The sequence below is a fragment of the Ornithinimicrobium sp. CNJ-824 genome (genome assembly GCF_001942405.1).
Lineage (GTDB): Bacteria > Actinomycetota > Actinomycetes > Actinomycetales > Dermatophilaceae > Ornithinicoccus > Ornithinicoccus kibberensis.
In genome coordinates this window covers 423,392-450,180 of record NZ_MKKA01000011.1, presented here as the reverse complement: position 1 = coordinate 450,180, position 26,789 = coordinate 423,392, and the positions used below count along the sequence as shown (strand labels likewise).

The window sequence follows — 26,789 nt, the reverse complement described above, 5'->3', positions numbered from 1 at the left end:
TGCAGCAGCGTCGTCGCATCGGGGACCTGCTGACGCGCGAAGTCCAGGCCCATGAAACGGCGCATCGCGTAGGAGTCGTAGATCGCATCCTCCCACCCCCTCATCCGAGAGGGAGAACCACACCTGCAGCAGGTACATCCGCAGCATCGTCTCGATCGGAACCGGCTTACGGCCCCGCTTACCCGCCCGATCCTGGTAGTAGTGCGGCTCGATCACCGCGACCCACCGATCCCACGGGACCGTCTGGTCCATCATGTCCAGGAACTTCTCCCGGCGAGAGACCCGCCGCCGGTTTCCGTACTCGATATCGGTGAAGCTGGGCTGCTCGTCGACCACACCAACATCATCCCGGCCAACCGCCCACCAGCCCCGCACGCCACCCCGGCACCGCGAAATGATCAGCGCTTCCCTAGGCGCGCGGGGGTATGCCGTGCCGCTGGCGGTAGGGTTTGACGGGCACCGGCCAGGCCGGTCGTCCCCGCAGGCCCCCACCCCGCAGCACGCCGCAGACGCCGCAGACCACGAGGAGCGCACCCGTGTCCCAGATCACCGTCCACGTCGCAGGCAGCGAGCGCACGGTCGAGCAGGGCACCACGGCCACCCAACTCTTCGCCGACGACCCGCACGTCGTCGTCGCCCGGGTCGACGGCGAGCTCGTCGACCTGGACCACGTCCTCGGCGACGGGGACGCCGTCGAGCGGTCCTGGTCACCGAGCAGGACGGGCTGGACGTGCTGCGCCACTCCTGCGCCCACGTCCTGGCCCAGGCCGTCCAGCAGACCTTCCCCGACGCCAAGCTGGGGATCGGCCCGCCGATCCGGGACGGGTTCTACTACGACTTCGACGTCGCGGAGCCGTTCACCCCCGAGGACCTCAAGCGCCTCGAGAAGTCGATGCAGAAGATCATCAACACCGGCCAGACGTTCGCCCGGCGCGAGGTCTCGGACGAGGAGGCACGCGAGGAGCTGGCCGGCGAGCCCTACAAGCTGGAGCTCATCGGGCTCAAGGGCGGGTCCGCCGACGAGGCGGCCGAGGGCGCCGGCGTCGAGGTCGGCGGCAACCAGCTGACGATCTACGACAACGTCGACCGGACCGGCCAGGCTGTCTGGGGCGACCTGTGCCGCGGCCCGCACGTGCCGACCACCAAGCTGATCGCCAACGGCTTCAAGCTCATGCGCAGCGCGGCCGCCTACTGGCGAGGCAGCGAGAAGAACCCCCAGCTGCAGCGCATCTACGGCACCGCCTGGCCCAGCAAGGACGAGCTGAAGGCCTACCTGGAGCGGCTGGCGGAGGCCGAGCGCCGGGACCACCGCAAGCTCGGTGCCGAGATGGACCTGTTCTCCTTCCCCGAGGAGGTCGGCCCCGGTCTGCCCGTCTTCCACCCCAAGGGCGCTATCCTGCGCCGCACCATGGAGGACTACGTCTGGCAGCGGCACGTCGAGGCCGGGTTCTCCTACGTCACCACCCCGCACCTGTCCAAGGAGGGGCTGTTCCACACCTCCGGGCACCTGCCCTACTACGCCGACGGCATGATGCCCGAGCTGGACGACGACGGGCAGGCCTACCGCATCAAGGCGATGAACTGCCCGATGCACAACCTCATCTACCGCTCCCAGCAACGGTCCTACCGCGACCTGCCGCTGCGCTACTTCGAGTTCGGCACCGTCTACCGCAACGAGAAGTCGGGCGTCCTGCAGGGCCTGACCCGGGTGCGGATGATCACCCAGGACGACAGCCACTCCTACGTCACCAAGGAGCAGGCGCCCGGCGAGATCAAGCACCTGCTCGACTTCGTCCTGGGCCTGCTGCGCGACTTCGGCCTGGACGACTACTACCTGGAGCTGTCCACCCGCGACGACAGCGAGGGCAAGAGGGACAAGTTCATCGGGTCCGAGGAGCAGTGGACCGAGGCGACCGCGGTGCTGGAGAAGGTGGCCCGTGAGTCCGGCCTGGAGCTCGTCGACGACCCCGGCGGCGCCGCCTACTACGGCCCGAAGATCTCGGTCCAGGCCCGGGACGCGATCGGGCGCACCTGGCAGATGTCGACGATCCAGTACGACTTCAACCAGCCGGAGCGCTTCGGCCTGGAGTACTCCGCCGCCGACGGCACCCGCCAGCAGCCGGTGATGATCCACTCGGCCAAGTTCGGCTCGATCGAACGCTTCATCGGGGTGCTCACCGAGCACTACGCCGGGCAGTTCCCGCCGTGGCTGGCCCCGGTGCAGGTGCTGGGCGTCCCGGTGGCCGAGGAGTTCGACGACTACCTCCGGGACGTCGCGGCCCGCCTCCGGGCCGAGGGGATCCGGGTCGAGCTGGACACCTCGGACGACCGGTTCCCCAAGAAGATCCGCAACGCGAGCCGCTCCAAGGCCCCCTTCATCCTCATCGTCGGCGGCGAGGACAGGGACGCCGGCGCGGTGTCCTTCCGCTACCGCGACGGCTCGCAGAAGAACGGCGTGCCGGTCGAGGAGGCCGTGGCCGAGGTCGTGGCCGCCGTCCGCGGACGCGTGCAGGTCTGAGTCCCGTGGCGCGGACGGGGGAGCGGGGTATGCCGTCGCTCGGCCAGGAGGCCGCGCGCGTGCGGGTGCGGCCGGTCCTGGAGGACGAGGCCCTGCTCCTGGGTGCGCTGCACCTGCAGGCGCTGCGCCGGGCGGGCCGGGAGCCCGACCCCGGTCCGCCGAGCCACGTGCAGGCGTTCGCCGCCGCCTGGCGGGTCCGGTCGGCGGACCTGCCGGCCTGGGTGGGCGAGTGCGACGGCCAGCACGTGGGGATGGTGGTGTGCCAGGTCCCGCTCCTGCCCGCACTGGGGGCCGGCGTCCCCCAGCTGCTGTCCCTGAGCTGCCTGGGCGGGCACGAGGAGGCGGTGGCCCTGGCGATGGTGCGCGCGGTGGTCAGCTGGTTCGGCCGGCAGGGCCACCTGTCCGTCGACGTGGCCGACGACGTCCGGCTGCCCGCCGCGGTGCTGGACGCCGCCCGGGCCGACGTGCTGCCCCGTCGGCGGGTCAGCCTGCCGACGAGGCCCTGAGGGCCGGGGGCGGCTCCTCAGCGACGCTCGAGGACGAAGACCGGGATGGTCCGTCCGGTCGACGACTGGTAGTCGGCGTAGGAGGGGAAGGCCCGCACGGCGCGCTCCCACCAGGCCTCGCGCTCCGGGCCCTGCTCGAGCAGCCGGGCGTGCCGGACGTGCTGCTCGGTGCCGTCGTGGACGAGGACGTCGGGGTGGACGCGCAGGTTGTGGAACCACTGCGGGTGCTCCGGCGCACCACCCTTGCTCGCGACCGCCAGGTAGTCCCCGTCGTGCTCGACCCGCATGAGCGGAACCCTGCGCAGCAGCCCGCTGCGGGCACCCCGCATCGTCACGACCACCACCGGGCGGCCCTGGACCTGCACCGCACGGGTGTCGCCGGCCCCGTCGATCTCGGCGAGCTGGCGGGCCACCCAGCCGCTGCGCTCGGGCAGGTAGGCGGCGGGGTCGGCCGCCTGGGCGCTCAGCGGGGTGGACGAGGACGGCTGCGGGAACGGCATACCCCTCACAACGCCGGCGGAGGTCCCGCTCTTCCGGCGGGCAGGCCTGTCCTGCCCGGACGCCCGGTGCCCGGCACGTAGGATCGGCCCATGACCGAGGGACCCCCGACGGTGACCGGTGCCGACGAACTCGCCGGCACCGCCGACGGCTTCGAGCGGCTCTGGACGCCCCACCGGATGGCCTACGTCAAGGGTGACCGGCCCAGCCGCGACGCGGGCACGGGGTGCCCCTTCTGCGCGGCCCCCGGCAAGGACGACGCGGAGGGGCTCATCGTCCACCGCGGCCGGACCTGCTTCGTCGTGCTCAACCTGTTCCCCTACAACCCCGGTCACCTGCTCGTGTGCCCCTACCGGCACGTCCCGCTCTACGTCGACCTCACCGACGAGGAGACCGCGGAGTTCACCGCGCTGACCAAGCAGGCGATCCGGGCCGTGGAGGCCGCCAGCGGGCCGGCCGGCTACAACCTGGGCATCAACCAGGGCGACGTCGCCGGGGCCGGGGTCGCGGCGCACCTGCACCAGCACGTCGTGCCACGGTGGCTGGGGGACGCCAACTTCCTGCCGATCGTCGGCCGGACCAAGGCCCTGCCGCAGCTGCTGGAGGACGTGCGCCGGCAGCTGGTCGCGGCCTGGCCCGCGTCCGGGCCGACCCCGCGCCCGGCCGAGGGCGAGCAGGCCTGATGCTCAACCGCTACGCACGCGGGACCTTCACCCGGGTGTTCGGCCCGTTGGCCCGGCTCCTGCTGCGCCTGGGGATCCACCCCGACCTCGTCACCGTGGTCGGCACCCTCGGGGTGGTCGTCGGGGCGCTGTGGTTCTACCCGCGCGGCGAGCTGTGGTGGGGCACGCTGTTCATCACCGCGTTCGTCTTCGCCGACCTGGTCGACGGGACGATGGCGCGGATCTCGGGACGCGCCAGCCCCTGGGGCGCCTACCTCGACTCCACGCTCGACCGGCTGGGCGACGCCGCCGTCTTCGGCGGGCTCGTGCTGTGGTTCCTCGGCCCGGGCGGGCGGCCCGTGGACGGCTACCTGGCACTGGCGTGCCTGGTCCTGGGCTTTCTCGTCTCCTACGCCAAGGCCCGGGCCGAGTCGCTCGGCTGGCGGTGCGAGGGCGGCATCGCCGAGCGGGCCGACCGCCTGGTCGCCGTGCTGGTGACCACCGGGTTCACCGGCCTGTTCCTGCCCGGGTGGGTGCTCACCGTCGTGCTCGCGCTGCTGGCGCTGGCCTCACTGGTCACCATCGTCCAGCGCATGGGCATGGTCCGCCGCCAGGCGCTGGCCGCCTGACCCGGGCATCCCGCCCGGGCTCGTAGACTGGGACGTCCGCACCCCGGTGCGACCCTTCCCCGCCCCGCGACCCGGCACGGTCGCCCCCGCTCCCGAGAGGCACCGATGAGCGAGCCCACCACCCACACCACCGGCACGACCCGCGTCAAGCGGGGGATGGCCGACATGCTCAAGGGGGGCGTCATCATGGATGTCGTCACCGCCGAGCAGGCCAAGATCGCCGAGGACGCCGGCGCGGTGGCCGTCATGGCGCTGGAGCGCGTGCCGGCCGACATCCGCGCCCAGGGCGGGGTGTCCCGGATGAGCGACCCCGACATGATCGACGGCATCATCGAGGCCGTCTCGATCCCGGTGATGGCCAAGGCCCGGATCGGCCACTTCGTCGAGGCGCAGGTGCTGCAGAGCCTGGGGGTCGACTACGTCGACGAGTCCGAGGTGCTCACGCCCGCCGACTACGCCAACCACATCGACAAGTGGGCCTTCACGGTGCCCTTCGTCTGCGGGGCGACCAACCTCGGCGAGGCGCTGCGCCGGATCACCGAGGGGGCCGCGATGATCCGCTCCAAGGGCGAGGCCGGCACCGGCGACGTGTCCAACGCGACCACCCACATGCGGGCCATCCGCGCGGAGATCAGCAGGCTCACCGCGATGGCCCCCGACGAGCTCTACGTCGCGGCCAAGGAGCTGCAGGCCCCCTACGACCTCGTCAAGGAGGTCGCGCAGACCGGCAAGCTCCCCGTGGTGCTGTTCACCGCCGGCGGCATCGCCACGCCCGCCGACGCGGCGATGATGATGCAGCTGGGTGCCGAGGGCGTCTTCGTCGGCTCAGGCATCTTCAAGGCCGGCAACCCCGCCCAGCGGGCCGCAGCCATCGTCAAGGCGACCACCTTCCACGACGACCCCGACACCATCGCCGAGGTGTCCCGCGGCCTCGGCGAGGCCATGGTCGGCATCAACGTCGACGACATCCCGCAGCCGCACCGGCTCGCCGAGCGCGGCTGGTGAGGGCGGGCCCGCAGGCTGCGGAGCCCGCCGAGGGCCCGCTCGTCGGGATCCTCGCCGTCCAGGGCGACGTCCGGGAGCACATGCGCGCCCTGGAGCTGGCCGGGGCCCGGGCCCGCCCGGTCCGCCGGCCCGGCGAGCTCGAGGGCCTCGACGGCCTGGTGGTGCCCGGCGGGGAGTCCACCACGATCGACCGGCTCAGCCGGATCTTCGGGCTGCACCGGCCGCTGCGCGACCTGGTCGCCGACGGCCTGCCGGTCTACGGGTCCTGCGCCGGCATGATCCAGCTCGCCGAGGAGATCCTCGACGGGCACCCGGAGCAGCGGACGTTCGGTGGCATCGACATGACGGTGCGGCGCAACGCCTTCGGCCGGCAGGTCGACTCCTTCGAGACCGACCTGCACGTCGAGGGGATCGACGACCCGGACCGACCCTTCCGCGCCGTCTTCATCCGCGCCCCCTGGGTCGAGCGTCTCGGCGACGGCGTCGAGGTGCTCGCCCGGGCCGACGACCACCCGGTCGCGGTCCGGCAGGGGCCCCTGCTGGCCACCTCCTTCCACCCCGAGGTCACCGAGGACCACCGGGTGCACGCACTGTTCGTCCGGATGGTGCACGAGCACCGCTGAACGGCCGGTAGCATCGGAGGCCGATTTCCACGGCCGTCGAAGGCACGAGAGGACGAGGCATGTCGGGACACTCCAAGTGGGCGACCACGAAGCACAAGAAGGCCGCGATCGACGCCAAGCGCGGCAAGCTGTTCGCCAAGCTCATCAAGAACATCGAGGTGGCCGCCCGCACCGGGGGCGGCGACCCCGCCGGCAACCCCACCCTCTTCGACGCCATCCAGAAGGCGAAGAAGACCTCGGTGCCCAACGACAACATCGACCGGGCGGTCAAGCGCGGCTCCGGCGCCGAGGCCGGCGGGGCCAGCTACGAGGCGCTGACCTACGAGGGCTACGCCCCGGGCGGGGTGGCGCTCTACATCGAGTGCCTGACCGACAACAAGAACCGAGCCGTCATGGAGGTCCGCACGGCGCTGACGCGCAACGGCGGGTCGATGGCCGACAGCGGCTCGGTGGCCTACCTGTTCGACCGCAAGGGCCAGGTCGTCGTGCCGCGGTCCCAGGAGTCGGGTGAGCTGACCGAGGACACCCTCCTGGAGACCGTCCTCGAGGCCGGCGCCGAGGAGGTCAACGACCTGGACGACGCGTTCGAGGTCATCAGCGAAGCCACCGACGTCGTGGCCGTGCGGACCGCGCTGCAGGAGGCCGGCCTGGACTACGACTCGGCGGAGGTGACCTTCGTGCCCAGCATGGAGGTGCCGCTGGACGCCGAGGGCGCGCGCAAGGTCATCCGCGTCGTCGACGCCCTGGAGGACTGCGACGACGTGCAGAACGTGTACTCCAACGCCGACATCTCCGACGAGGTCATGGCCGAGATCGACGGCGACTGACACCCCCTGGGGTCCCTCCCCGGCGCTGCCGTCCCGGCACGGGGGACGTCGGCCGCTCCGGTGTGCGTGTCGCAACCCGCGTGCGTCGGCCCCGCTGGGTAGCGTGGGGTGCGAACACCTGTCCACACCGGTGGCACCCGCGTCCGGGGCCGGCCGGCCAGCCCGAGGAGGTCGCCCGTGCGCGTGCTCGGCGTGGACCCCGGCCTGACCCGGTGCGGGCTGGGCGTGGTCGAGGGCCTGCCCGGCCGACGGCTGCGCATGGTCGCCGTCGGGGTCGTGCGCACCCCGGTCGGGGACGAGCCGCAGGAGCGGCTGCTGTCGGTCCAGACCGAGATCGACCAGTGGCTGGCGGACTGGCAGCCCGACGCCGTCGCGGTGGAGCGGGTCTTCGCCAAGGCCAACATCCGCGGCATCATGGGAACCGCCCAGGCCTCGGCCATCCCGATGCTCGCCGCCGCACGCCTGGGCCTGCAGCTGGGCCTGCACACCCCCTCGGAGATCAAGGCCGCCGTCACCGGCAACGGCCGCGCCGACAAGGCCCAGGTGACGCACATGGTCACCCGCATCCTCCAGCTCGCCGACCCGCCCCGGCCCGCGGACGCCGCCGACGCGCTCGCCCTGGCCATCTGCCACGTCTGGCGCGCAGGGACCGACGGGCGGCCCGGCGAGGGCAGCACGACCAACCGCATCCACGAGGCCGAGCGGCTGGCCCGGTCGGCCGCCCCCAACCGGCTCGCCGAGCTGCACTCGCAGCACCGCAGCGCGGCGCGGGCCGCCACCGCCCGTGCCTCGGCCCGGCCCGTCCCGACCAGGAGGAACGTCTAAGTGATCGCGTCCGTCCGCGGCCCCGTGCGCCACGTCGGCCTGGACCGTGCCGTCGTCGAGGTGGGCGGTGTCGGGCTGCTCGTGCACGCCACCCCGGCCACCGTCGCCGAGCTGCGGCCCGGCCAGGAGGTCACCCTGGAGACCACCCTGGTGGTGCGGGAGGAGTCGCTGACCCTCTACGGCTTCGCCGACCCCGACGCCCGCGCGCTGTTCGAGCAGGTCCAGACCGTCTCGGGGGTCGGTCCCCGTCTGGCCCTGGCGATGCTGTCGGTCCTGGCCCCCGACGAGGTCCGCCGCGCCCTGGCGCAGGGCGACCTGGCCACGCTGACGAAGGTGCCCGGCATCGGGCGCAAGTCGGCCGAGCGGCTGGTCCTCGAGCTCAAGGACAAGGTGGCGGTGGTCGGCGGCGGGACCGGTCCGGCCGGCGCTCCCGCCGTTCCCGCCGCCGGGGAGGGCGAGGCGGTGGCCTCCCAGGTGCGCGAGGCGCTGGAGGGGCTCGGCTGGTCGGCCCGCCAGGCCGCCGACGCGGTCTCCACGGTCACCGGCGGGGAGGAGCCGCCGGCCGAGGTGTCGGCCGTCCTGCGCGCCGCCCTGCGCGAGCTCGGACGATGAGCAGGCCGGGCGAGGACGAAGACCTCCCGGGCGTGGCGGGCAGCCCGGGGGAGGACGGCCGGATCGTCGACCCGGCCGGCACCGACGAGGAGCGCCGCATCGAGGCGGCCCTGCGTCCCCGCCGGCTCTCGGAGTTCCCGGGGCAGCGACGGGTCCGGGACCAGCTGGGGCTGGTCCTGGAGGCCGCCCGGCGACGGGGCAGCCCACCGGACCACGTCCTGCTCTCCGGCCCGCCCGGGCTGGGCAAGACCACCCTGGCGATGATCATCGCCGGCGAGCTCGAGCAGCCCATCCGGATCACCAGCGGGCCGGCCATCCAGCACGCCGGGGACCTGGCTGCGGTGCTGTCCTCCCTGGTCGAGGGCGAGGTGCTCTTTCTCGACGAGATCCACCGGATGTCCCGTCCGGCCGAGGAGATGCTCTACCTGGCCATGGAGGACTTCCGGGTCGACGTCATCGTCGGCAAGGGGCCCGGTGCGACCGCGATCCCGCTCGAGCTGCCGCCGTTCACCGTCGTGGGGGCCACCACCCGGGCCGGCCTGCTGCCGGCGCCCCTTCGCGACCGGTTCGGCTTCACCGGACACCTCGACTTCTACGACACCGCCGACCTGGTGACCATCCTCACCCGCAACGCCCACCTGCTCGGGATCGAGGCCGACGAGGAGGGCATCACCCAGATCGCCTCCCGGTCGCGCGGGACGCCGCGGATCGCCAACCGGCTGCTCCGCCGGGTGCGCGACTGGGCCCAGGTCCACGGCCGGCACGTCGTCGACGAGCCGGCCGCGCAGGCGGCCCTCGAGCTCTTCGACGTCGACGTCCTGGGCCTGGACCGCCTCGACCGCGCGGTGCTGGAGGCGCTGTGCACCCGCTTCGGCGGGGGACCGGTGGGACTGTCCACCCTGGCCGTCGCGGTGGGGGAGGAGCCGGACACCGTCGAGACCGTCGCCGAGCCCTACCTGGTCCGGGAGGGCTTCATGGTGCGCACCCCTCGGGGCCGGGCCGCCAGCGCCGCCGCGTGGGAGCACCTGGGTCTGTCGGCGCCCACGCCGGCCGCCACGGGCGTGGGTAACGGGACCGGCCCCGCCGCCCACGCCTCCGGCGGTGCCCGGCTCGGGCCCCGGGCGGCCGACGGCGGCCAGGTGCCGCTGCCGTGGGACGACGCAGGGGACGACGGGCAGGGATGACCGCGGCGGCCCGGCGGACACGGCACCCCGTGCCTTTGGTCGGCCCGGCGCGCTCACCTAGACTGCCCCGGGTGCCCGCTCCCCGGCCGTCGACGGCCGCTGCCCGGACGGCACCGCACGCTCACCACCCGAAGGGTCGACCATGACGCCACTGGCCACCGCCGCCGCAGCACCCCCCACGGGCGGGGGGATGACGACGCTGCTGCTGCTCGCGGTCCCGTTCCTGGTGCTGCTCTACCTCATGTTCTCCCAGCGCCGCCGCGCCCGCGCGGTCAGCGAGGCGCAGGCCGCGCTCCAGGTGGGGGACGAGGTCATGGCTGCGGCCGGCATCTTCGGCACGGTCGTCGGCGTCGAGGACGACGTGGTGCGGCTGCAGGTCGCCGAGGGCGTCGTGCTGCGCGTCGCCCGTCGCGCGGTCATCCCGCCCGGCACCGACGCCTCCGGCCGCGTGTCGCGCACCCCCCGGGACGAGGGGCCGGGGGCGACCGCCTGATGTCGATGTCGACGCGCGGCTCACGCCGCGAGGAGGACCTTCCGGGTCTGGCCGCGGGCAGCGGCCGACGGCCGGGACGGGGCGGTGCCACCCGCCGTCGCGGACCGCAGGGCGCCCGCAAGGCCCGCATGCGGGGGCCCCTGCGGACGCTCACCACGCTGCTGGTGCTCACGCTCCTGCTCTTCGCCGGGATCGGCGCCGCCCACCTGTGGGGCACGCCGAAGGCACCGTTGGCCCCCCAGCTGGGGCTCGACCTCGCCGGCGGCCGTCAGGTGGTCCTGGCCCCCCTTACCGAGGACGGCGCCTCGATCGACGCCGACCAGCTCGACCAGGCCATCGACATCATCCGGCGCCGGGTCGACGCCACCGGGACCTCCGAGGCCGAGGTGACCCGCCTGGGCCAGAACATCTCGGTCGCCATCCCCGGCGACCCGTCGCCCGACCAGCTCGAGGCGCTCAGCCGTTCCTCCCAGATGGCCTTCCGTCCCGTGCTCCTGGCCGAGCCGGTCTTCGCCCCTGGCGAGGAGCCGCAGGTCCCGCGGGAGCTGCCCCTGCCGGACGACCGGCTGGCCGAGCAGGCCGAGCTCATGCAGCCGCCGCCGGCGCCGCAGGACGTCGAGGAGCCGGCCGAGGACGAGCCCGCGGGGGACGAGGCGTCCAGCACCGAGGAGAACCGTGGCGGCACGGCCCTGCCCGCCGCCACGGACGAGGCCGACGCGACCGGCCAGCCGGGGACCGACGGCGACGGGGCCACCCAGGAGCCGGCGACCGAGGAGCCGGCACCGCCGGTGGCCAACCCCTCCGACCTGGCCCAGGTCACCCCCGAGATCCAGCAGGCCTTCGCCGAGACGACCTGCGAGGACCCCGACCTGGCCGACCGCGCGGCCGTCGCCCCGGCCGCCCAGCCGCTCGTCGTGTGCAACACCGAGGGCACGGAGAAGTACGTCCTCGGCCCCGTCGAGCTGTCCGGCGGCAACCTCACCGACGCCACCGCCGGCCCCGAGCAGGCCCAGGGCGGGGCCGTCACCGGCCGCTGGGAGGTCGTGCTCACCTTCGACGACGAGGGCGGCGACGCCTTCGCCGACGTCACCACCCGGCTGATGGGCTACCCGCAGAACTCGGCGCAGAACCGCTTCGCGATGGTCCTCGACGGCGAGGTCATCTCCGCGCCGACCGTCAACAGCGTCATCAGCGCGGGCATCGCCACCATCACCGGCGACTTCACCGTCGAGGAGGCCGAGACCCTGGCCAACCAGCTGCGCTTCGGCGCCCTGCCCGTCTCCTTCGACGTGCAGACCTCCGAGCAGATCAGCCCCACCCTCGGCGGGGAGCAGCTGCGCTGGGGCCTGATCGCCGGCGCCGTCGGCCTCGCGCTGGTGTTCCTCTACATGCTCCTGCAGTACCACGCCCTCGGCCTGGTGGCGATCGGCTCGCTGCTCCTGGCCGCGGTCATCGCCTACGGCGCGGTCACCCTGCAGGGCTGGGCGATCAACTTCCGCCTGACGATGGCCGGGGTCACCGGGCTCATCGTGGCCATCGGTGTCACGGCGGACAGCTTCATCGTCTACTTCGAACGTGTCCGGGACGAGGTCCGCTCCGGCCGCCCCCTGCGGTATGCCGTGGACACCGGTTGGGAGCGGGCGCGCCGGACGATCATCATCTCCGACCTCGTCAACCTCATCGCCGCGGGCGTCCTGTACTACCTGTCCGAGGCGGGCGTGAAGGCCTTCGCCTTCACCCTGGGGCTGACCACGATCATCGACCTCGTCGTGGTGATGATGTTCACCCACCCGCTCGTGAGCATCCTGGCCAACACGAAGTTCTTCGGCGAGGGCCGGCGCTGGTCGGGCATGGAGCCCGAGCGGCTCGGCGCCAAGCGCTCGGCCTACCTGGGCCGAGGCCAGTTCCGCGAGCCCGAGCCCGAGGTGCTCGCCCCGGGACGGCGACGCCATACCCGCGAGGAGCTGGAAGGGGGTGTGGTCTGATGTCGCGCTTCAGCCAGCTCGGCAACGACCTCTACTCGGGCAAGCGGTCGATCGACGTCATCGGTCGGCGCCGGTGGTTCTACGTCGTCTCCCTGGTCCTGCTGGGGCTGTCCCTGGTCGGCCTGCTCGGCCAGGGGCTCAACTTCGGCATCGAGTTCCGCGGCGGCACCGAGCTGCGCGTGAGCCAGGTCCAGGACATGGACGACTACGAGAGCCGCGCCCAGGAGGTCGTCCAGGCGCCGGCCGACGGAGGCACCACGGCCGTCACCCGGATCGGCGACGACACCGTCCGGGTGCAGACCGGGGAGATGACCTCGCCGGAGGCCGAGGCCCTGCGCGGCGAGCTGGCCGACGAGTTCGGCGTGCCGGTCGGCGCGGTCACCAGCTCCCTGGTGGGTCCGTCCTGGGGCGACAGCGTGACCAACCGGGCCCTCATCGCCCTGGGGGTCTTCCTGCTCCTGGTGACCGTGGTGCTCACGCTGTACTTCCACACCTGGAAGATGGCCGCGGCCGCGCTCGTCGCGCTGCTGCACGACGTCGTCTTCACCGTGGGGGTCTACGCCCTGCTCGGCATCGAGGTCTCCCCGGCGTCGGTCATCGGCTTCCTCACCATCCTGGGCTACTCGATCTACGACACGATCGTCGTGTTCGACAAGGTCAAGGAGAACACCGACCACGCCATGGACACCCGCCGGTGGACCTACGGCGAGGCGGCCAACCTGGCCGTCAACCAGACGTTCGTGCGCTCGATCAACACCTCGGTGGTGGCCCTGCTGCCGGTGGCCGTCATCCTCGTCGTCGGCCTGACCATCATCGGTCCAGGCACGCTCGTCGACCTGGCCTGGGCGCTGTTCATCGGCATCGCGGTCGGGACCTACTCCTCGGTGTTCGTGGCCACGCCGCTGCTGGTCGACCTGCGCCGGGGCGAGCTGGACCTGCGCAAGCACGACGCGGCGGTGCGCAAGCGGCGGCAGCGGTCGCAGGACCGCGCGGCCCGGGGCACCGACCCGGTCGCGCAGACCGGCGGTCAGCCCGAGCCGGCCGTCGTCGGCGCCCCCGCCGACCAGACCGGGGCCGCGGCCCCGCCGGTGGAGCAGGCACCTGCGCCGTCGGCGACCGCCGGCCGCCAGCTGCACCCCTACGCCCAGCGCGGCCCGCGCAACCAGCCCCGGCGCAAGAAGCGCCGCAGCTGACCACCGCCCCAGGAGACGAGAGCCATGAGCACCTCCGAACGTGCCGACACCACCACCCAGGACGCCGGCGACCCCGACCTGGCCGCCGACGTGCTGGCCGGACTGCGCGACATCCCCGACTTCCCGGTCAACGGCGTCGTCTTCAAGGACTTCACCCCGGTCCTGCTGGACCACGCGCTGCGGTCCCGGATCATCGCCGACGTCGTCGACCGGCGCCGCGGCCAGGTCGACGTGGTCGCCGGCATCGAGGCGCGGGGGTTCATCCTCGGCGCGGTCATCGCCCACGAGCTGGGCGTCGGGTTCGTCCCCGTCCGCAAGGAGGGCAAGCTGCCCTCGGCCGTGCACGCCCAGTCCTACTCGCTGGAGTACGGCACCGCCACCCTGGAGATCCACCAGGACGCCGTCTCGCACGGGGAGCGCGTCCTCGTCGTCGACGACGTGCTCGCCACCGGCGGCACCCTGGCGGCCACCTGCGAGCTCGTCGAGCGCTGCGGGGCCAGCGTCGCCGCGATCGAGCTGGTGCTGGAGATCGGCCCCCTCGAGGGACGCAGCAAGCTCACCGGCTACGACGTGCGGTCCACGGTCACCATCTGAAGGGACCGGCCCGGCGGGGCGGGGTCCGTCCCCGGCCGGGCCAACTATGATCTCGTCATGACCGACGGCGCCGCCTCCACGCACCCGCCCGCCCGGGCCGGGGGAGGCCTGCGCCCGCGCTGGGCCCGGCTGGGCGGCGCGCGCACCTCCAGCGTCAACCCGACCCTGGAGCCGCTGCTGCGCGCGGTCCGCGCGACCCACCCCAAGGCCGACCTGTCCGTCATCCAGCGCGCCTACGCCGTGGCCGAGGAGGCCCACCGCGGCCAGCGCCGCAAGAGCGGGGACGCCTACATCACCCACCCGCTGGCGGTGGCCACCATCCTCGCCGAGCTGGGGATGACCCCCTCGACCATCGCGGCGGCGCTGCTGCACGACACGGTGGAGGACACGGCATACTCCCTGGACCAGCTGCGCAGCGACTTCGGCGACGAGATCGCGATGATGGTCGACGGCGTGACCAAGCTGGACAAGGTCACCTACGGCGAGGCGGCCCAGTCCGAGACCGTGCGCAAGATGGTCGTGGCGATGGCCAAGGACATCCGGGTGCTGGTCATCAAGCTGGCCGACCGGGTCCACAACGCCCGCACGTGGCGCTACGTGTCCCCGGAGTCGGCCGCCCGCAAGGCCGCCGAGACCCTGGAGATCTACGCCCCGCTGGCCCACCGGCTGGGGATGAACACGATCAAGTGGGAGCTGGAGGACCTGGCCTTCGCCCAGCTCTACCCCAAGGTCTACGACGAGATCGTGCGGATGGTCGCCGAGCGGGCGCCGGCCCGCGAGGAGCTGCTGGCCACCATCCGTCAGGAGATCAACGAGGAGCTGCGGGCCAGCAAGATCCGGGCGACCATCACCGGGCGGCCCAAGCACTACTACTCCGTCTACCAGAAGATGATCGTGCGGGGGCACGACTTCGACAAGATCTACGACCTGCTCGGGGTGCGGGTGCTGGTCGACTCCATCCAGGACTGCTACGCGGTGCTCGGCGCCCTGCACAACCGGTGGAACCCGGTGCCGGGGCGGTTCAAGGACTACATCGCCATGCCCAAGTTCAACATGTACCAGTCCCTGCACACGACGGTCATCGGCCCCGAGGGCAAGCCGGTCGAGATCCAGATCCGCACCCACCAGATGCACCGCCGGGCCGAGTACGGCGTCGCCGCGCACTGGAAGTACAAGGAGCAGTCCCCGGACGGGACCCGCGCCGTCGCCGGCCAGGACGGGGCGCCGGGGGCGCTGGAGGGTATGCAGTGGCTGCGCCAGCTGCTCGAGTGGCAGCGGGAGACCGCGGACCCGGGGGAGTTCCTCGACTCGCTGCGCTTCGAGATCGGTGCGGCCGAGGTCTACGTCTTCACCCCCGGCGGGGACGTCATGGCGCTGCCGGCCGGTGCGACGCCGGTGGACTTCGCCTACGCCGTGCACACCGAGGTCGGACACCGCTGCGTCGGTGGCCGGGTCAACGGCAAGCTGGTGCCGCTGGACTCCGAGCTGTCCAACGGCGACGTCGTCGAGATCATCACGAGCAAGGCCCAGGAGGCCGGGCCGAGCCGGGACTGGCTCAGCTTCGTCAAGAGCGCCCGCGCCCGCAACAAGATCCGCCAGTGGTTCACCCGCGAGCGGCGCGAGGAGATGGTCGAGTCCGGCCGCGACCAGATCGCCAAGGTCCTCCGCAAGCAGAACGCCCCGCTCCAGCGGCTCATGTCGCACGAGACCCTCTCGGCCGTCGCCGGCGACCTGGGCTACAAGGACATCGACGGGCTCTACGCCGCGGTGGGGGAGAGCCACGTCTCGGCCCAGCACGTCGTCAAGCAGCTGACCGCCACCCTCGGCGGCGAGGACGGCACCGAGGAGGACCTGGCCGAGGCCACCCGCCCGCGACGCGGCCGGGTCGCCCACACCGACCCGGGCGTCACGGTGGTCGGCACCAACGACGTGTGGGTCAAGCTGGCCAAGTGCTGCACCCCGGTGCCGGGCGACCCGATCATGGGCTTCGTCACCCACGGCCGCGGGGTCTCGGTCCACCGCACCGACTGCACCAACGCCGAGCAGCTGCGCCAGCACCCCGAGCGCATCATCCCGGTGGCGTGGGCCCCCACCGCGACCAGCCTGTTCCTGGTCAACCTGCAGGTCGAGGCCCTGGACCGCTCCCGGCTGCTGTCGGACATCACCCGGGTGCTCTCCGACCAGCACGTGAACATCCTGTCGGCCTCGGTGCAGACCGGGCGCGACCGGGTGGCGCTGAGCAAGTTCTCCTTCGAGATGGCCGACCCCTCCCACCTGGAGTCGGTCATCCGCGCCGTGCGCGGCGTCCCCGGGGTGCTGGACGCCTACCGGATCACCGGGACGACCAGCACCGACCCGCACCGACGCGGACGCACCGCCTGAGCGCTCAGGCGGGCGCGAGGAAGGCGGCCAGCGCGGCGGCGTAGCAGCCTGGTCCAGCGTGCCGCAGATCTCCCGGGCCGAGTGCATGGACAGCACCGGGGCGCCGAAGTCGACCGTGGTCGCACCGGTCAGGGCCGAGGTCATCGGCCCGACGGTCGAGCCGCACGGCAGGTCGGACCGGGTGACGAAGGTCTGCATCGGCACGCCCGCCTGCTCGCAGGCCAGCGCGAAGGCCGCCGCGCCGAGCGAGTCGGTCGCGTAGCGCAGGTTGTTGTTGACCTTCAGCACCGGGCCGCCGTTCATGACGATCGGGTGCTCGGGCTCGTGCCGGTCGGCGTAGTTCGGGTGCGTGGCGTGGGACATGTCGCCGGAGGCGACGACCGTCCCGGCCAGGGAACGCCACAGGTCCTCGCGCGTGCCGCCCGCGGCCAGGACGATCCGTTCCAGCCAGGCGGGCAGGAAGGTGGACTGGGCGCCCCGCTCGGAGGTGCTGCCGACCTCCTCGTGGTCGAAGAGGACGACCACGGGGACGGCCGGTGTGTTGGACGGCTCGGAGACCGCGTGCAGGAGCGCGCGGACCGCGGCGTAGCTGGTGGCCAGGTTGTCCAGCCGTCCGGAGGCGATCAGCTCGCCGTCCGCGCCGATGCGCCGGGCGGGGGTCAGGTCGTGGGTCATGGCGTCGTAGGCCAGCAGGTCGTCGGGGTCGGCGTCGACGAGCTCGGCCAGCCAGCCGCGGAAGGACCGGGGGCCGGCGCCCAGCCCCCAGTGCGGGGCCAGGTGCTGCTGGTCGTTGAGCTGGAGCCCTTCGCTGCGCACGTTGCGGTCCAGGTGGATGGCCAGCTGGGACACGCGCAGGACCGGGTCGTCGGTCCGGAAGAGGCGGTGGCCGACGCCGCCGGGGGAGTCGGTGTCGCGCACCGCCACGCGTCCGGAGAGCCCCAGGTCACGGTCCAGCCAGGAGTTGGTCAGCGCTCCGCCGTAGACCTCCACGCCGAGCATCTGCCACCCGGCACGCGCCCAGTCCGGACGGGGCTTGACCCGCAGGTTGGGCGAGTCCGTGTGGGCCCCCACGATCCGGAACGGGGTGTGCGCGGCTCGGTCGGGGCCGTCGAGGTGGGCGGTGGACCAGGCGAGCAGCGAGCCGCCCCGGCGCACGACGTAGCTGCCGGGCGTGGAGGGGGTGGGGTCGGTCTCGGCGACCTCCGTGAAGCCCTCGGCCGTCAGCAGCGCAGCCGCGCCGTCGACGGCGTGGAACGGGGACGGGGAGGCGTCCAGGTAGGTGCACAGGCCGTCGGCGACCTCGGTCACCTGCGTGGTCAGGTCGGCGGCGGGCATCAGGACAGACCGCCCCGGGCGGACTCCAGCCAGGTGCGCTTGGTCTCCAGTTCGCTCGTCAGCCGGGCGACCTTCTTCTCGTCGCCCGCGGCCTGCGCGGCGGCGAGGTCGGACTCCAGGCCCTGGACGCCCCGTTCGAGCTGGTCGACCATGGACTGTGCCCGGGCCGCCAGCTCGGGGTCGGTGCGCTGCCACTGCTTGTCCTCGACGTCGCGCACCTTCTGCTCGACCGCCCGCAGGCGGCCCTCGACGCGCCGGACGTCCGCGCGGGGCACCTTGCCGGCCGCCTCCCAGCGGTCCTGGATGCGGCGCAGGGCGGCCTTGGTGCTGTCGAGGTGCTCGGCGTCCACGGGCAGGGCCTCGGCCTCCTCGAGCAGCTGCTCCTTGACCTTGAGGTTCTCGACGTACTCCGCCTCCTCGGCCGCGACCACCTGGTCCTTGGCGTCGAAGAAGGCGTCCTGGGCGGCCTTGAACCGGGCCCACAGCGCGTCGTCGTCGGACCGGGCGGCCCGGCCAGCGCGCTTCCACTCCTGCATGAGCCGCTTGAAGGCTCCGGCCGTGGCGCCCCAGTCGGTGCTCGTCGAGAGGGCCTCGGCCTCGGCCACCAGCTTGGTCTTCACGGACTTGGCCTGCCCGTGCTCCTCGTCGAGCTGGGCGAACCAGGTCTTGCGCATCTTGTCGAAGGCGGTGCGGGCGTGGCTGAACCGCTTCCAGAGCGCGTTCTCCACGTCCTTGTCCAGCCGGGGGCCGGAGCGCTGGTGGGCCTTCCACTCCTCGAGCAGGTCACGCACCCGGGCGCTGGCCTGCTTCCACTGCACCTTGGCCGGCTCGGTGGCCGCGAGGGTCTCGGCCTCGACGACGAGGGCCTCCCGCTCGGTGGTCGCCCTCGCCTTGGCCTCGGCCCGCTCGGCGGCCTCCGCCGCCGACCGCGCTGCGACGGACTCCTCGAGGCCGGCGACGGTCGACTCCAGCGCGGCCAGGTCGCCCACGACGTGCGCCTCGCCGATCTGCTCCTTGAGGTGGGCCAGCGACTGCCGGGCGTCGTGGGCGGAGACGTCCGTGTGGGCCAGCCGCTGCGCGAGCAGGTCGGCCGCGGCGCGCAGCTCGTCGTACTTGCGGGCGAAGTAGGCCAACGCCTCCTCCGCGCTGGCTCCCGGGTAGGAACCCACGGCCCGTTCGGTGCCGTCCGCCAGGCGCACGTGCACGGTCCCGTCGTCGTCGACCCGGCCGTGCCGGACCGAGTCGCTCGGCGGGCCCGGCTCCGCCGAGGGAGGAGCGGGGGTGGGCGCGGCGGGTGCGGCGTCCCCACCCTGCGGCGGTCGGGGCACCGCGGCCTTGCGCGCCGCGAACATGGCCGGCGTGGGCGCACCGGGCGACGGGCGCGGCGCCTCGGCCGCCGGGGGCTGCCCGGCCGTCCCAGGCTTGGGCTGCTCGGGTGCCGCCTCGGGCTCAGGCTGCTCGGGCGCTGCCTCGGGCTCGGGCTGCTGGGGTGCTGTCTCGGCCTCCGGCTGCTCAGCGGTCTCGGTCGCGGGCTCCTCGGCCGCCGGCGTGCCTGGTCCGGCCCGGGCGGGGCGGGCTGCTCGGCCTGCGGCTGGACGGCGTCCTCCGCGGGCTCGGGCTGCTGGGGCTGGGCGGGCTGCTCGGACACGATGGTGGCCTCTCTCGACCGCGAGCGCGGCCATCGGGGCCGGCTCGACTGACAGTTCGCCACCGACCCTACCTGCCCGGTCCGACGTCCCAGGGCGCTCGGGGCCGCCTGGGGCGTGGCCACCCGTCGCTCGGTAGGGTCGGCACCGTGTTCGTCCGCAGCATCGTCGCCGACGCCTTCGGCACCAACTGCTACGTGCTCGCCCCCGCCGAGGGGGAGGAGTGCCTCGTCGTCGACCCCGGGATCGGGGTCGAGGGACGCGTCCAGGAGCTGCTGCGCGAGCACCGGCTGCGGCCCGCCGCGGTCCTGCTCACGCACGGCCACCTGGACCACGTGTATGCCGTGACGCCGGTCTGCGGGGGCACGGTGGCCGCGCACATCCACGCCGACGACCGCTACCGGCTCACCGACCCCCTGTCCGGCCTGGGGCCGGGCCTGGTGGAGGCCCTGGAGCAGCAGTTCGGCACCCGGGCCCGCTGGCAGGAGCCGGACCGGGTGGTCGAGCTGGTGGACGAGCAGGTCCTGGAGCTGGCCGGGCTGAGCGTGAGCGTCAGCCACGCGCCGGGGCACACCGAGGGGTCGGTGATCTTCGGCCTGGGCGACCTGCCCGCCGCCATCCCCGCCGACGACCTCGACCGCACGGTCCTCTCCGGCGACGTCCTCTTCGCCGGGTCGATCGGGCGCACCGACCTGCCGGGCGGCGACCCGGCGGCCATGCAGCGCTCCCTGCGGGACCGCGTCCTGCCCCTGCCCGACTCCACCCTGGTGCTGCCGGGGCACGGGCCGGCCACGACCATGGCCCGGGAGCGCACGACCAACCCGTTCCTGCAGAACCTTGCGGCTGACCGTCCCTGAGCACCCGACCAGCGAGGCACGCACCATGAAACTCTCCGAGTTCCCCCGGTACCCCCTCACCTTTGGCCCCAGCCCCGTGCACCACCTGCGCCGACTCTCCAAGCACCTCGGCGGTGCACAGGTGTGGGCCAAGAGGGAGGACGTCAGCAGCGGGCTGGCCTACGGCGGCAACAAGATGCGCAAGCTCGAATACATCGTCCCCGACATCCTCAACTCCGACGCCGACACGCTCGTGTCCATCGGGGGCTACCAGTCAAACCACACCCGGCAGGTCGCGGCAGTCGCCGCGCACCTGGGTATGCGGTGCCGGCTCGTGCAGGAGCGGTGGGTGCCCTGGGACGATCCGGTCAACGACAAGGTGGGCAACATCCTGCTCTCCCGCATGATGGGAGCGGACTCACGGCTCACTGACGCGGGCTTCGACATCGGGATCCGCGACTCGTGGAAGCAGGCGCTGCACGAGGTCGAGGAGGCGGGTGGCACTCCCTACCCCATCCCGGCCGGTGCCTCGGAACACCCGCTCGGCGGCCTGGGCTTTGCGAACTGGGCCCTCGAGGTCGCCGAGCAGGAGAAGCATCTCGGCGTCTTCTTCGACACCGTCGTCGTCTGCACCGTCACGGGCTCCACCCACGCCGGCATGATCGCGGGGTTCGCCGTCCTGGAGGAGCTGACCGGCGTGCGGCGTCGGGTCCTGGGCATCGACGCCTCGGCCACCATCGAACGGACCCGCGACCAGGTCACCCGCATCGCACGCCACACGGCGGGGCTCATCGAGCTCGCACGAGACCTGCGCGACGACGAGATCCAGGTGCTCGAGGGGTGGGCCGGTGACCTGTATGGCATACCCGTGGACTCGACGATGGAGGCGATCGCCCTCGGCGCGCAGCTGGAGGCGATGATCACCGACCCCGTCTACGAGGGCAAGTCGCTCGCCGGGCTGATCGACCTCGTCCGGGGTGGCGAGATCCCGAAGGACTCCACGGTGCTCTACGCCCACCTCGGCGGGCAGCCTGCGGTGAACGCCTACCACTCGCTGTGGAGCTCATGAACGTGCCGGGCATCGGTCGACGCCTCGATACACTCACCCGGTGATCACGCCCCGCACCCCCTCCGGAGTCCTCGAGCTGCTCCCCGGCGAGCAGGTCGCCTTCCAACGGATGCTGGAGGCCATCCGGGCCGGCTACGAACGGTTCGGCTTCCTGCCGATCGAGACCCCGGTGTTCGAACGCTCGGACGTGCTGCTGACCAAGACGGGCGGGGAGACCGAGCGCCAGGTCTACTTCGTCCAGTCGACCGGGGCCCTGGAGAAGGTGCGCGACGGTGCTGCCGAGGACGCGGCATACCCCGAGCTCGCCCTGCGGTTCGACCTCACGGTGCCGCTGGCGCGCTACGTCGCCGAGCACGAGCACCAGCTGACCTTCCCCTTCCGCCGCTACCAGATGCAGCGGGTCTACCGGGGGGAGCGCCCCCAGCGCGGCCGGTTCCGCGAGTTCTACCAGTGCGACGTCGACATCGTCGGCAAGGACGAGCTGTCGGTGCGGCACGACGCCGAGTGCCCGGCGGTCATCCACACGATCTTCACCGACCTGGCCATCGGCCCGTTCACCATCCAGATCAACAACCGCAAGCTGCTCCGCGGGTTCTACGAGGACCTCGGCATCGTCGACCCGGACCGGCAGGCGGCGGTGCTGCGCGAGGTCGACAAGCTCGACAAGCGGGGCGAGGACCACCTGCGGACGACCCTCACGGGGGAGGGGTTCGGCCTGCCCGCGGACGTGGTCGAGCAGATCCTCGCCTTCGTGCAGGTGCGCTCCGACGGGCACGAGGACGCCCTGGCTCGGCTGGCGGCGGTCGAGGCCGCGTCCGGCGGCAGCGGCGCGCTCGCCGAGGGGGTGGCCGAGCTGCGCGAGGTGCTCACCCTCGTCCGCGCCCTCGGGGTGCCCGAGAGCGACTACCGGCTCAACTTCTCCATCGCCCGGGGGCTGGACTACTACACCGGCACCGTCTACGAGACGACCCTCGACGAGCACCCGCAGATCGGGTCGATCTGCTCGGGCGGCCGCTACGACAACCTGGCCGGGCAGTACACCCGCTCCCGGCTGCCCGGTGTGGGCATCTCCATCGGCCTGTCCCGGCTGTTCTGGCAGCTGCGCGAGGCCGGCCTGGTGGAGGCCTCGGCGGGGGAGTCCACCGTCCAGGTGCTCGTCCCGCAGGTCGACGCCGCACTTCTCGACGACCAGCTCGCGCTCGCCTCGCAGCTGCGCCACGGCGGGATCAACACCGAGGCGGTCCTCGACGGGGGCAAGCTCGGCAAGCAGCTGCGGTATGCCGACCGCGCCGGCATCCGCTTCGTGGCGATCCTGGGCCCCCAGGAGGTCGCCGACGGCACCGTGACCCTCAAGGACCTGCGCCGTCAGGACCAGTTCACCGTCGCGCGGGACGAGGTCGTCTCCGCCCTGCGGGTCGAGCTGGCCCAGCCGCTCGTCTGAGCCGACGGGCCCGGGCTCAGCGGCCCTCGTCGACCTCGACCTCGACCTCGAGGATGCTGACCGGCTGCGCGGGGGCGGCGTCGGTGGCTCCGCCCTCGACCCCCTGGGCGGCGATCGCCCGCACGACGTCCAGACCTTCGGTGACCCGTCCGAAAATGCTGTAGCCGCCTCCCTGGGTGGGCAGTTGCGAGTCCTCCCAGACGACGAAGAACTGGCCGCCGTTGCTCTGCGGGTCCTGCGTCCGGGCCATCGCCAGCGTGCCGGCCGGGTAGGTCACGTCGGCCGGGGCGTTCTCGATGCCGTAGCCGTAGCCCGGGGTGCCCCGCCCCGTGCCCGTGGGGTCGTCGCACTGCAGCACGAAGATTCCCGAGGTGGTCAGCCGGTGGCAGGGGCTGCCCTCCCACCAGCCCTGCTTCGCCAGGAAGGTGAACGAGGCGACGGTCTGCGGCGCCTGCGCGGCGGCCAGCTCGACCACGACGTCGCCGCAGGTGGTCCGGATAGTCGCGTCGACCTGGTCCGCGCCGCTCCACGGGTCGGGCAGGTCGTCCTGGCCGAACGCCGCGACCTCCGCCGGCGGGGCGGGCGGCTCGGCGCAGTCGAGGGCGGCGACGGTGGCGCCGGGGTCGGGTGCCGGGTCCGGCCCCTCCTGCCGGGACCCGTCGCCGCAGCCCGCCGCGACCAGGACGAGCAGGGGCAGCAGGGCGGCCAGGCCGGTGCGCGGGGACACGACCGGAAGTGTAGGCGCGCCCCGTGCACCGGCGCGGGACAGGTTTCGGCGGGGCGCACCCAGCGTGTTAACGTACTAGCACGCTGTGACAGGCGGGGCCACGGAACGACGACGGCAGGAGCACCGGTGAAGCAGCGCCACGGGGACAGCACCCGCGCCTCGCGCACCCGTGCCGACCTCGCCCACGTGCTCGCCGCGCTGCAGGACCCCGAGCAGGTCGACGCCTTCCTGGAGGACCTGTGCACCCCGGCCGAGATCGAGGCGCTGGCCGACCGCTGGGCGGTGGTGCCGCTGCTGGCCGAGGGGCTGTCCTACCGGCAGGCCCACGAGGCGACCGGCGTGAGCGTGACCACCGTCGGCCGCATCGCCCGCTGCCTGGAGGCCGGTGCCGGCGGCTACCGGGCCGCGCTGGAGCACCATGCCGCCGGGGACGGGCATCCGCGGGCCACCTCCACGGCCTGAGCCCGCCCCCTCCGCCGCACCACGCCATACCCCTGCTCCCACGAAGAGGTCCCCATGACCCCGCCCGCCCAGCCGCGCGAACGCCTGCGCGTGGCCATCCAGAAGTCCGGCCGGCTCGGCGAGCCGGCCCGCGACCTGCTCGCCTCGTGCGGGCTGACCTGGCGCGAGAGCCGGGACAAGCTGTTCTGCTACGGGGAGTCGCTGCCGGTCGACCTGCTCCTCGTGCGCGACGACGACATCCCGGGCCTCATCGCCGACGGCGTCTGCGACCTCGGCATCGTGGGGCGCAACGTGCTCGTCGAGCACGGCCTGGAGCGCGCCGCGCAGGGCCGGCCCGCCGACCTGACCGAGTGGCGCCAGCTGGGGTGGGGGGCCTGCCGGCTCGACGTGGCGATCGAGGAGCAGCAGGAGTGGACCGGCCCCGAGCAGCTGGAGGGGCTGCGCATCGCCACCTCCTACCCCCGCACCCTGGGACGGTGGCTGCAGGAGCAGGGCGTGGACGCCGAGCCGGTCGTGCTCAACGGGTCCGTGGAGATCGCCCCGCGGCTGGGCCAGGCCGACGTGGTCTGCGACCTCGTCTCCAGCGGCGGCACCCTGCGCGCCAACCAGCTGCGGCCGGTCACCACGATCCTGCACTCCGAGGCGGTCATCGCCGGGCCGTCCGGCACCCTGGACGACGGCCGCCAGGAGATCGCCGACCTGCTCCTGCGCCGGATCGACGGCGCCGTGCAGCTCAAGGAGTCCCGCCTGCTCATGCTGCGGGTGGCGCGGTCGGACCTCGACGCGGTGGGCCCCCTGCTGCCCGCCGGCCACGAGCCGACGGTCACCCAGGTCGAGGGCCGCGACGAGGTCGCCGTCCAGGTGCTCGTCCACGGGCCGGTGCCCTGGGCCAAGCTCGAGGACCTCAAGCGTGCCGGCGCCGCCAACCTCATGGTCCTGCCCGTGGAGGGGATGCTCGCATGAACGTGCTCACCTGGTCCGAGCTCGAGGACACCGCCCGCGAGGAGGCCCTGCGGCGCGGCACCGCCGCGGCCGGCGCGGAGGTCACCGCCGGGGTCGCCGACATCCTCCGGCGGGTGCGCACCGAGGGGGACACCGCCCTGCGCGAGCTCACCGCCCGCCTCGACGGTGCCGAGGTCGAGACCCTCGAGGTGCCCGTCGCCGACCGGGACGCCGCCGTCGCAGGCCTCGACCCGGTGCTGCGGGAGGCGATCACCGAGGCCGCCGGCCGCATCCGGGTCTTCCACGAGGCCGGCATGCAGCAGGGGTATGCCGTGGAGACCGCCCCGGGGGTGGAGTGCCGCCGGGTGGTCCGGCCGGTCCGCCGGGTCGGGCTCTACGTCCCGGCCGGCTCCGCGCCGCTTCCCTCCACCGCCCTCATGCTCGGCGTCCCGGCGCAGCTCGCCGGCTGCCCCGAGGTGGTCCTGTGCACCCCGCCCCGGCCGGACGGCACCGCCGACCCGGCCGTGCTCGCCGCGGCCGCCGAGTGCGGCATCACCCGCATCTTCCTCGTCGGCGGGGCCCAGGCGGTCGCCGCGATGGCCTACGGGACGGCCTCCGTGCCGCGGGTGGACAAGATCTTCGGGCCCGGCAACGCCTGGGTCACCGAGGCCAAGCGGCAGGTGAGCACCGCCGAGGGCGGCCCCGGCATCGACATGCCGGCCGGCCCCTCGGAGGTCCTGGTCGTCGCCGACGCGGGCGCGGACGCCGAGTTCGTCGCGGCCGACCTGCTCAGCCAGGCCGAGCACGGCCCCGACAGCCAGGTCGTGCTGCTGACCGACGACCGGGGCCTGGCCGAGCGCGTGGCCGAGGAGGTCGAGCGGCAGGTCGAGACGCTGCCCCGCGCCGACATCGCCCGCAAGGCGCTCGCCGCGAGCCGGCTCATCGTGACGCCCGACCTGGACACCGCCTTCGAGGTGTCGAACGACTACGCCCCCGAGCACCTCATCCTCGCGCTGCGGGACGCCGCGTCCTGGGTGGACCGCGTCGACCGGGCCGGGTCGGTCTTCATCGGCGACCACACCCCGGAGACGTTGGGGGACTACTGCTCCGGAACCAACCACGTCCTGCCCACGGCCGGCGCCGCCCGGTTCACCGGCGGGGTGAACGTCGCCTCCTTCCAGGTCGCCATGACCGTCCAGCAGGCCACGCCCGCCGGCCTGGCGGCCGTCGGGCCCTGCGCGGTGACGCTCTCCGGCGCGGAGCAGCTGCACGCCCACCAGCGGGCGGTCACCCGGCGGCTGGCCCGGATCGACGCCGCGGCGGTGGCGCCGTGACCGCCGCCCCCTCCCGCACGGCCCCGTTCCCGGCCCACCTGGTCCGGGAGGACCTGCGCGACTTCACCGGCTACTCGTCCGCGCGGACGAGCGCCCCCGGGGTTCCGGCGTCGATCTGGTTGAACGCCAACGAGTCCGGGGAGCCCAGCACCGCAGACCCGGACGGGGAGTGCCGGCGCTACCCCGAGCCCCAGCCCCCCGCGCTGGTCGAGGCGTTCGCCGACCTGTGGGCCACGACGCCGGACCGGGTGGTCGTGGGTCGCGGCAGCGACGAGGTCATCGAGCTGCTCGTGCGGACGCTGTGCCGCCCCGGCGGCGACGGGATCGTCGTGGCCCCGCCCACCTTCGGGATGTATGCCGTCTCCGCCCGCCTCCACGGCGTGCCCGTCCACGAGGTGCCGCAGACCGACGACGACCTGACCTGGCGGGTGGACACCGACGGACTGGCCCGGACCGCCCGG

Annotated in this window: 25 protein-coding genes and 3 pseudogenes; 22 read left to right on the top strand and 6 right to left on the bottom strand. The window is 73.4% G+C overall.

The genetic code is table 11. The annotated features are described in order from the left end of the window. Together BJF81_RS21420 and BJF81_RS18330 are read right to left on the bottom strand one after the other, a co-directional pair. Positions 1 to 336: transposase (locus BJF81_RS21420; RefSeq protein WP_143780695.1), on the bottom strand; the 336-nt coding region annotated here is incomplete at its 3' end. A 73-nt stretch (positions 337 to 409) separates the two neighbouring features. After that, positions 410 to 601 carry a hypothetical protein gene (locus BJF81_RS18330; RefSeq protein WP_187345503.1) on the bottom strand — a complete coding sequence of 64 codons (192 nt, stop codon included), beginning with the start codon at positions 599 to 601 and terminating at the stop codon, positions 410 to 412. Here BJF81_RS18330 and thrS point away from each other — a divergent pair. Beyond that, positions 537 to 2,518: pseudogene (gene thrS, locus BJF81_RS06605) on the top strand (threonine--tRNA ligase). The gene BJF81_RS18330 and the pseudogene thrS sit on opposite strands and share 65 nt — an antisense overlap. Before the next feature lie 29 nt (positions 2,519 to 2,547). Beyond that, complete coding sequence (locus tag BJF81_RS06600; protein ID WP_075957608.1) at positions 2,548 to 3,024, top strand: hypothetical protein; 477 nt, start codon at positions 2,548 to 2,550, stop codon at positions 3,022 to 3,024. Between the two features lie 17 nt (positions 3,025 to 3,041). Here the strand turns inward: BJF81_RS06600 and BJF81_RS06595 are convergent, their stop codons facing one another. Next, positions 3,042 to 3,524, bottom strand: a complete 483-nt coding sequence (locus BJF81_RS06595) for a nitroreductase family deazaflavin-dependent oxidoreductase (RefSeq protein ID WP_083664031.1) — start codon at positions 3,522 to 3,524, stop codon at positions 3,042 to 3,044. 90 nt (positions 3,525 to 3,614) lie between these two features. On the opposite strand from BJF81_RS06595, the gene BJF81_RS06590 reads away from it, so the two are divergent. From BJF81_RS06590 to BJF81_RS06530, 13 genes are all read left to right on the top strand, one after another. Continuing rightward, positions 3,615 to 4,205 (top strand): HIT family protein, encoded by a 591-nt coding sequence (locus BJF81_RS06590; protein ID WP_075957607.1) that lies wholly within the window; start codon positions 3,615 to 3,617, stop codon positions 4,203 to 4,205. After that, a complete protein-coding gene (gene pgsA / locus BJF81_RS06585; protein WP_075957606.1) occupies positions 4,205 to 4,813 on the top strand; it encodes a phosphatidylinositol phosphate synthase in 609 nt (202 codons plus the stop codon). The genes BJF81_RS06590 and pgsA overlap by 1 nt, the downstream gene beginning before the upstream one ends. Before the next feature lie 105 nt (positions 4,814 to 4,918). Then, the gene (pdxS, locus tag BJF81_RS06580; protein WP_075957605.1) at positions 4,919 to 5,818 is read left to right on the top strand and encodes a pyridoxal 5'-phosphate synthase lyase subunit PdxS; all 900 of its coding nucleotides are present in this window, start codon (positions 4,919 to 4,921) and stop codon (positions 5,816 to 5,818) included. Beyond that, a complete protein-coding gene (gene pdxT / locus BJF81_RS06575; protein ID WP_075957604.1) occupies positions 5,815 to 6,441 on the top strand; it encodes a pyridoxal 5'-phosphate synthase glutaminase subunit PdxT in 627 nt (208 codons plus the stop codon). Before pdxS ends, pdxT begins: the two co-directional genes overlap by 4 nt. 59 nt (positions 6,442 to 6,500) lie before the next feature. Further along, positions 6,501 to 7,268, top strand: coding sequence for a YebC/PmpR family DNA-binding transcriptional regulator (locus BJF81_RS06570; RefSeq protein ID WP_075957603.1), 768 nt, complete (start codon positions 6,501 to 6,503; stop codon positions 7,266 to 7,268). 177 nt (positions 7,269 to 7,445) lie between these two features. Then, positions 7,446 to 8,093 (top strand): crossover junction endodeoxyribonuclease RuvC, encoded by a 648-nt coding sequence (ruvC, locus tag BJF81_RS06565; RefSeq protein WP_075957602.1) that lies wholly within the window; start codon positions 7,446 to 7,448, stop codon positions 8,091 to 8,093. Further along, on the top strand, positions 8,094 to 8,705 hold the full coding sequence (ruvA, locus tag BJF81_RS06560; RefSeq protein WP_075957601.1) for a Holliday junction branch migration protein RuvA: 612 nt from the start codon (positions 8,094 to 8,096) through the stop codon (positions 8,703 to 8,705). Next, entirely contained in the window at positions 8,702 to 9,889 is a 1,188-nt protein-coding gene (ruvB, locus tag BJF81_RS06555) for a Holliday junction branch migration DNA helicase RuvB (protein WP_237770061.1), read from the top strand. The genes ruvA and ruvB overlap by 4 nt, the downstream gene beginning before the upstream one ends. Positions 9,890 to 10,031: 142 nt before the next feature. Then, entirely contained in the window at positions 10,032 to 10,382 is a 351-nt protein-coding gene (gene yajC / locus BJF81_RS06550; RefSeq protein ID WP_075957599.1) for a preprotein translocase subunit YajC, read from the top strand. Continuing rightward, on the top strand, positions 10,382 to 12,367 hold the full coding sequence (gene secD, locus BJF81_RS06545; protein ID WP_075957598.1) for a protein translocase subunit SecD: 1,986 nt from the start codon (positions 10,382 to 10,384) through the stop codon (positions 12,365 to 12,367). Before yajC ends, secD begins: the two co-directional genes overlap by 1 nt. Next, positions 12,367 to 13,560 carry a protein translocase subunit SecF gene (gene secF, locus BJF81_RS06540; protein ID WP_075957597.1) on the top strand — a complete coding sequence of 398 codons (1,194 nt, stop codon included), beginning with the start codon at positions 12,367 to 12,369 and terminating at the stop codon, positions 13,558 to 13,560. Before secD ends, secF begins: the two co-directional genes overlap by 1 nt. A 24-nt stretch (positions 13,561 to 13,584) precedes the next feature. Continuing rightward, positions 13,585 to 14,154, top strand: a complete 570-nt coding sequence (locus BJF81_RS06535; protein ID WP_075957596.1) for an adenine phosphoribosyltransferase — start codon at positions 13,585 to 13,587, stop codon at positions 14,152 to 14,154. A gap of 57 nt (positions 14,155 to 14,211) precedes the next feature. Then, a complete protein-coding gene (locus BJF81_RS06530) occupies positions 14,212 to 16,536 on the top strand; it encodes a RelA/SpoT family protein (RefSeq protein ID WP_075957595.1) in 2,325 nt (774 codons plus the stop codon). A gap of 102 nt (positions 16,537 to 16,638) precedes the next feature. Here the strand turns inward: BJF81_RS06530 and BJF81_RS06525 are convergent. Beyond that, positions 16,639 to 17,871, bottom strand: a pseudogene (locus BJF81_RS06525) (M18 family aminopeptidase); the annotation flags it as partial. After that, positions 17,871 to 19,223, bottom strand: a complete 1,353-nt coding sequence (locus BJF81_RS06520; RefSeq protein ID WP_083664030.1) for a DUF349 domain-containing protein — start codon at positions 19,221 to 19,223, stop codon at positions 17,871 to 17,873. The pseudogene BJF81_RS06525 and the gene BJF81_RS06520, both read right to left, overlap by 1 nt. Before the next feature lie 443 nt (positions 19,224 to 19,666). On the opposite strand from BJF81_RS06520, the gene BJF81_RS06515 reads away from it, so the two are divergent. Genes BJF81_RS06515 through hisS form a run of 3 tightly spaced genes read left to right on the top strand, consistent with a single transcriptional unit; the run spans position 19,667 to position 22,863 of the window. Continuing rightward, entirely contained in the window at positions 19,667 to 20,374 is a 708-nt protein-coding gene (locus BJF81_RS06515; protein WP_075957594.1) for an MBL fold metallo-hydrolase, read from the top strand. A 25-nt stretch (positions 20,375 to 20,399) separates the two neighbouring features. Continuing rightward, positions 20,400 to 21,422, top strand: a complete 1,023-nt coding sequence (locus tag BJF81_RS06510) for a 1-aminocyclopropane-1-carboxylate deaminase (protein ID WP_075957667.1) — start codon at positions 20,400 to 20,402, stop codon at positions 21,420 to 21,422. A 40-nt stretch (positions 21,423 to 21,462) separates the two neighbouring features. Continuing rightward, positions 21,463 to 22,863, top strand: a complete 1,401-nt coding sequence (gene hisS, locus BJF81_RS06505; protein WP_075957593.1) for a histidine--tRNA ligase — start codon at positions 21,463 to 21,465, stop codon at positions 22,861 to 22,863. Between the two features lie 16 nt (positions 22,864 to 22,879). Here hisS and BJF81_RS06500 read toward each other — a convergent pair whose 3' ends face one another. Further along, positions 22,880 to 23,590, bottom strand: a complete 711-nt coding sequence (locus BJF81_RS06500; RefSeq protein WP_075957592.1) for a peptidylprolyl isomerase — start codon at positions 23,588 to 23,590, stop codon at positions 22,880 to 22,882. Between the two features lie 126 nt (positions 23,591 to 23,716). Between BJF81_RS06500 and BJF81_RS06495 the strand changes: the two genes are divergently transcribed. The 4 genes and pseudogenes from BJF81_RS06495 to BJF81_RS21415 form a co-directional block, all read left to right on the top strand. Then, a complete protein-coding gene (locus tag BJF81_RS06495; RefSeq protein ID WP_075957591.1) occupies positions 23,717 to 24,052 on the top strand; it encodes a YerC/YecD family TrpR-related protein in 336 nt (111 codons plus the stop codon). A gap of 54 nt (positions 24,053 to 24,106) precedes the next feature. Next, the gene (hisG, locus tag BJF81_RS06490; RefSeq protein WP_075957590.1) at positions 24,107 to 25,015 is read left to right on the top strand and encodes an ATP phosphoribosyltransferase; all 909 of its coding nucleotides are present in this window, start codon (positions 24,107 to 24,109) and stop codon (positions 25,013 to 25,015) included. Beyond that, positions 25,012 to 26,328 carry a histidinol dehydrogenase gene (hisD, locus tag BJF81_RS06485; RefSeq protein ID WP_075957589.1) on the top strand — a complete coding sequence of 439 codons (1,317 nt, stop codon included), beginning with the start codon at positions 25,012 to 25,014 and terminating at the stop codon, positions 26,326 to 26,328. Before hisG ends, hisD begins: the two co-directional genes overlap by 4 nt. Further along, positions 26,325 to 26,729 (top strand): annotated as a pseudogene (locus BJF81_RS21415) (aminotransferase class I/II-fold pyridoxal phosphate-dependent enzyme); the annotation flags it as partial. The gene hisD and the pseudogene BJF81_RS21415, both read left to right, overlap by 4 nt. Positions 26,730 to 26,789: the final 60 nt, after the last annotated feature.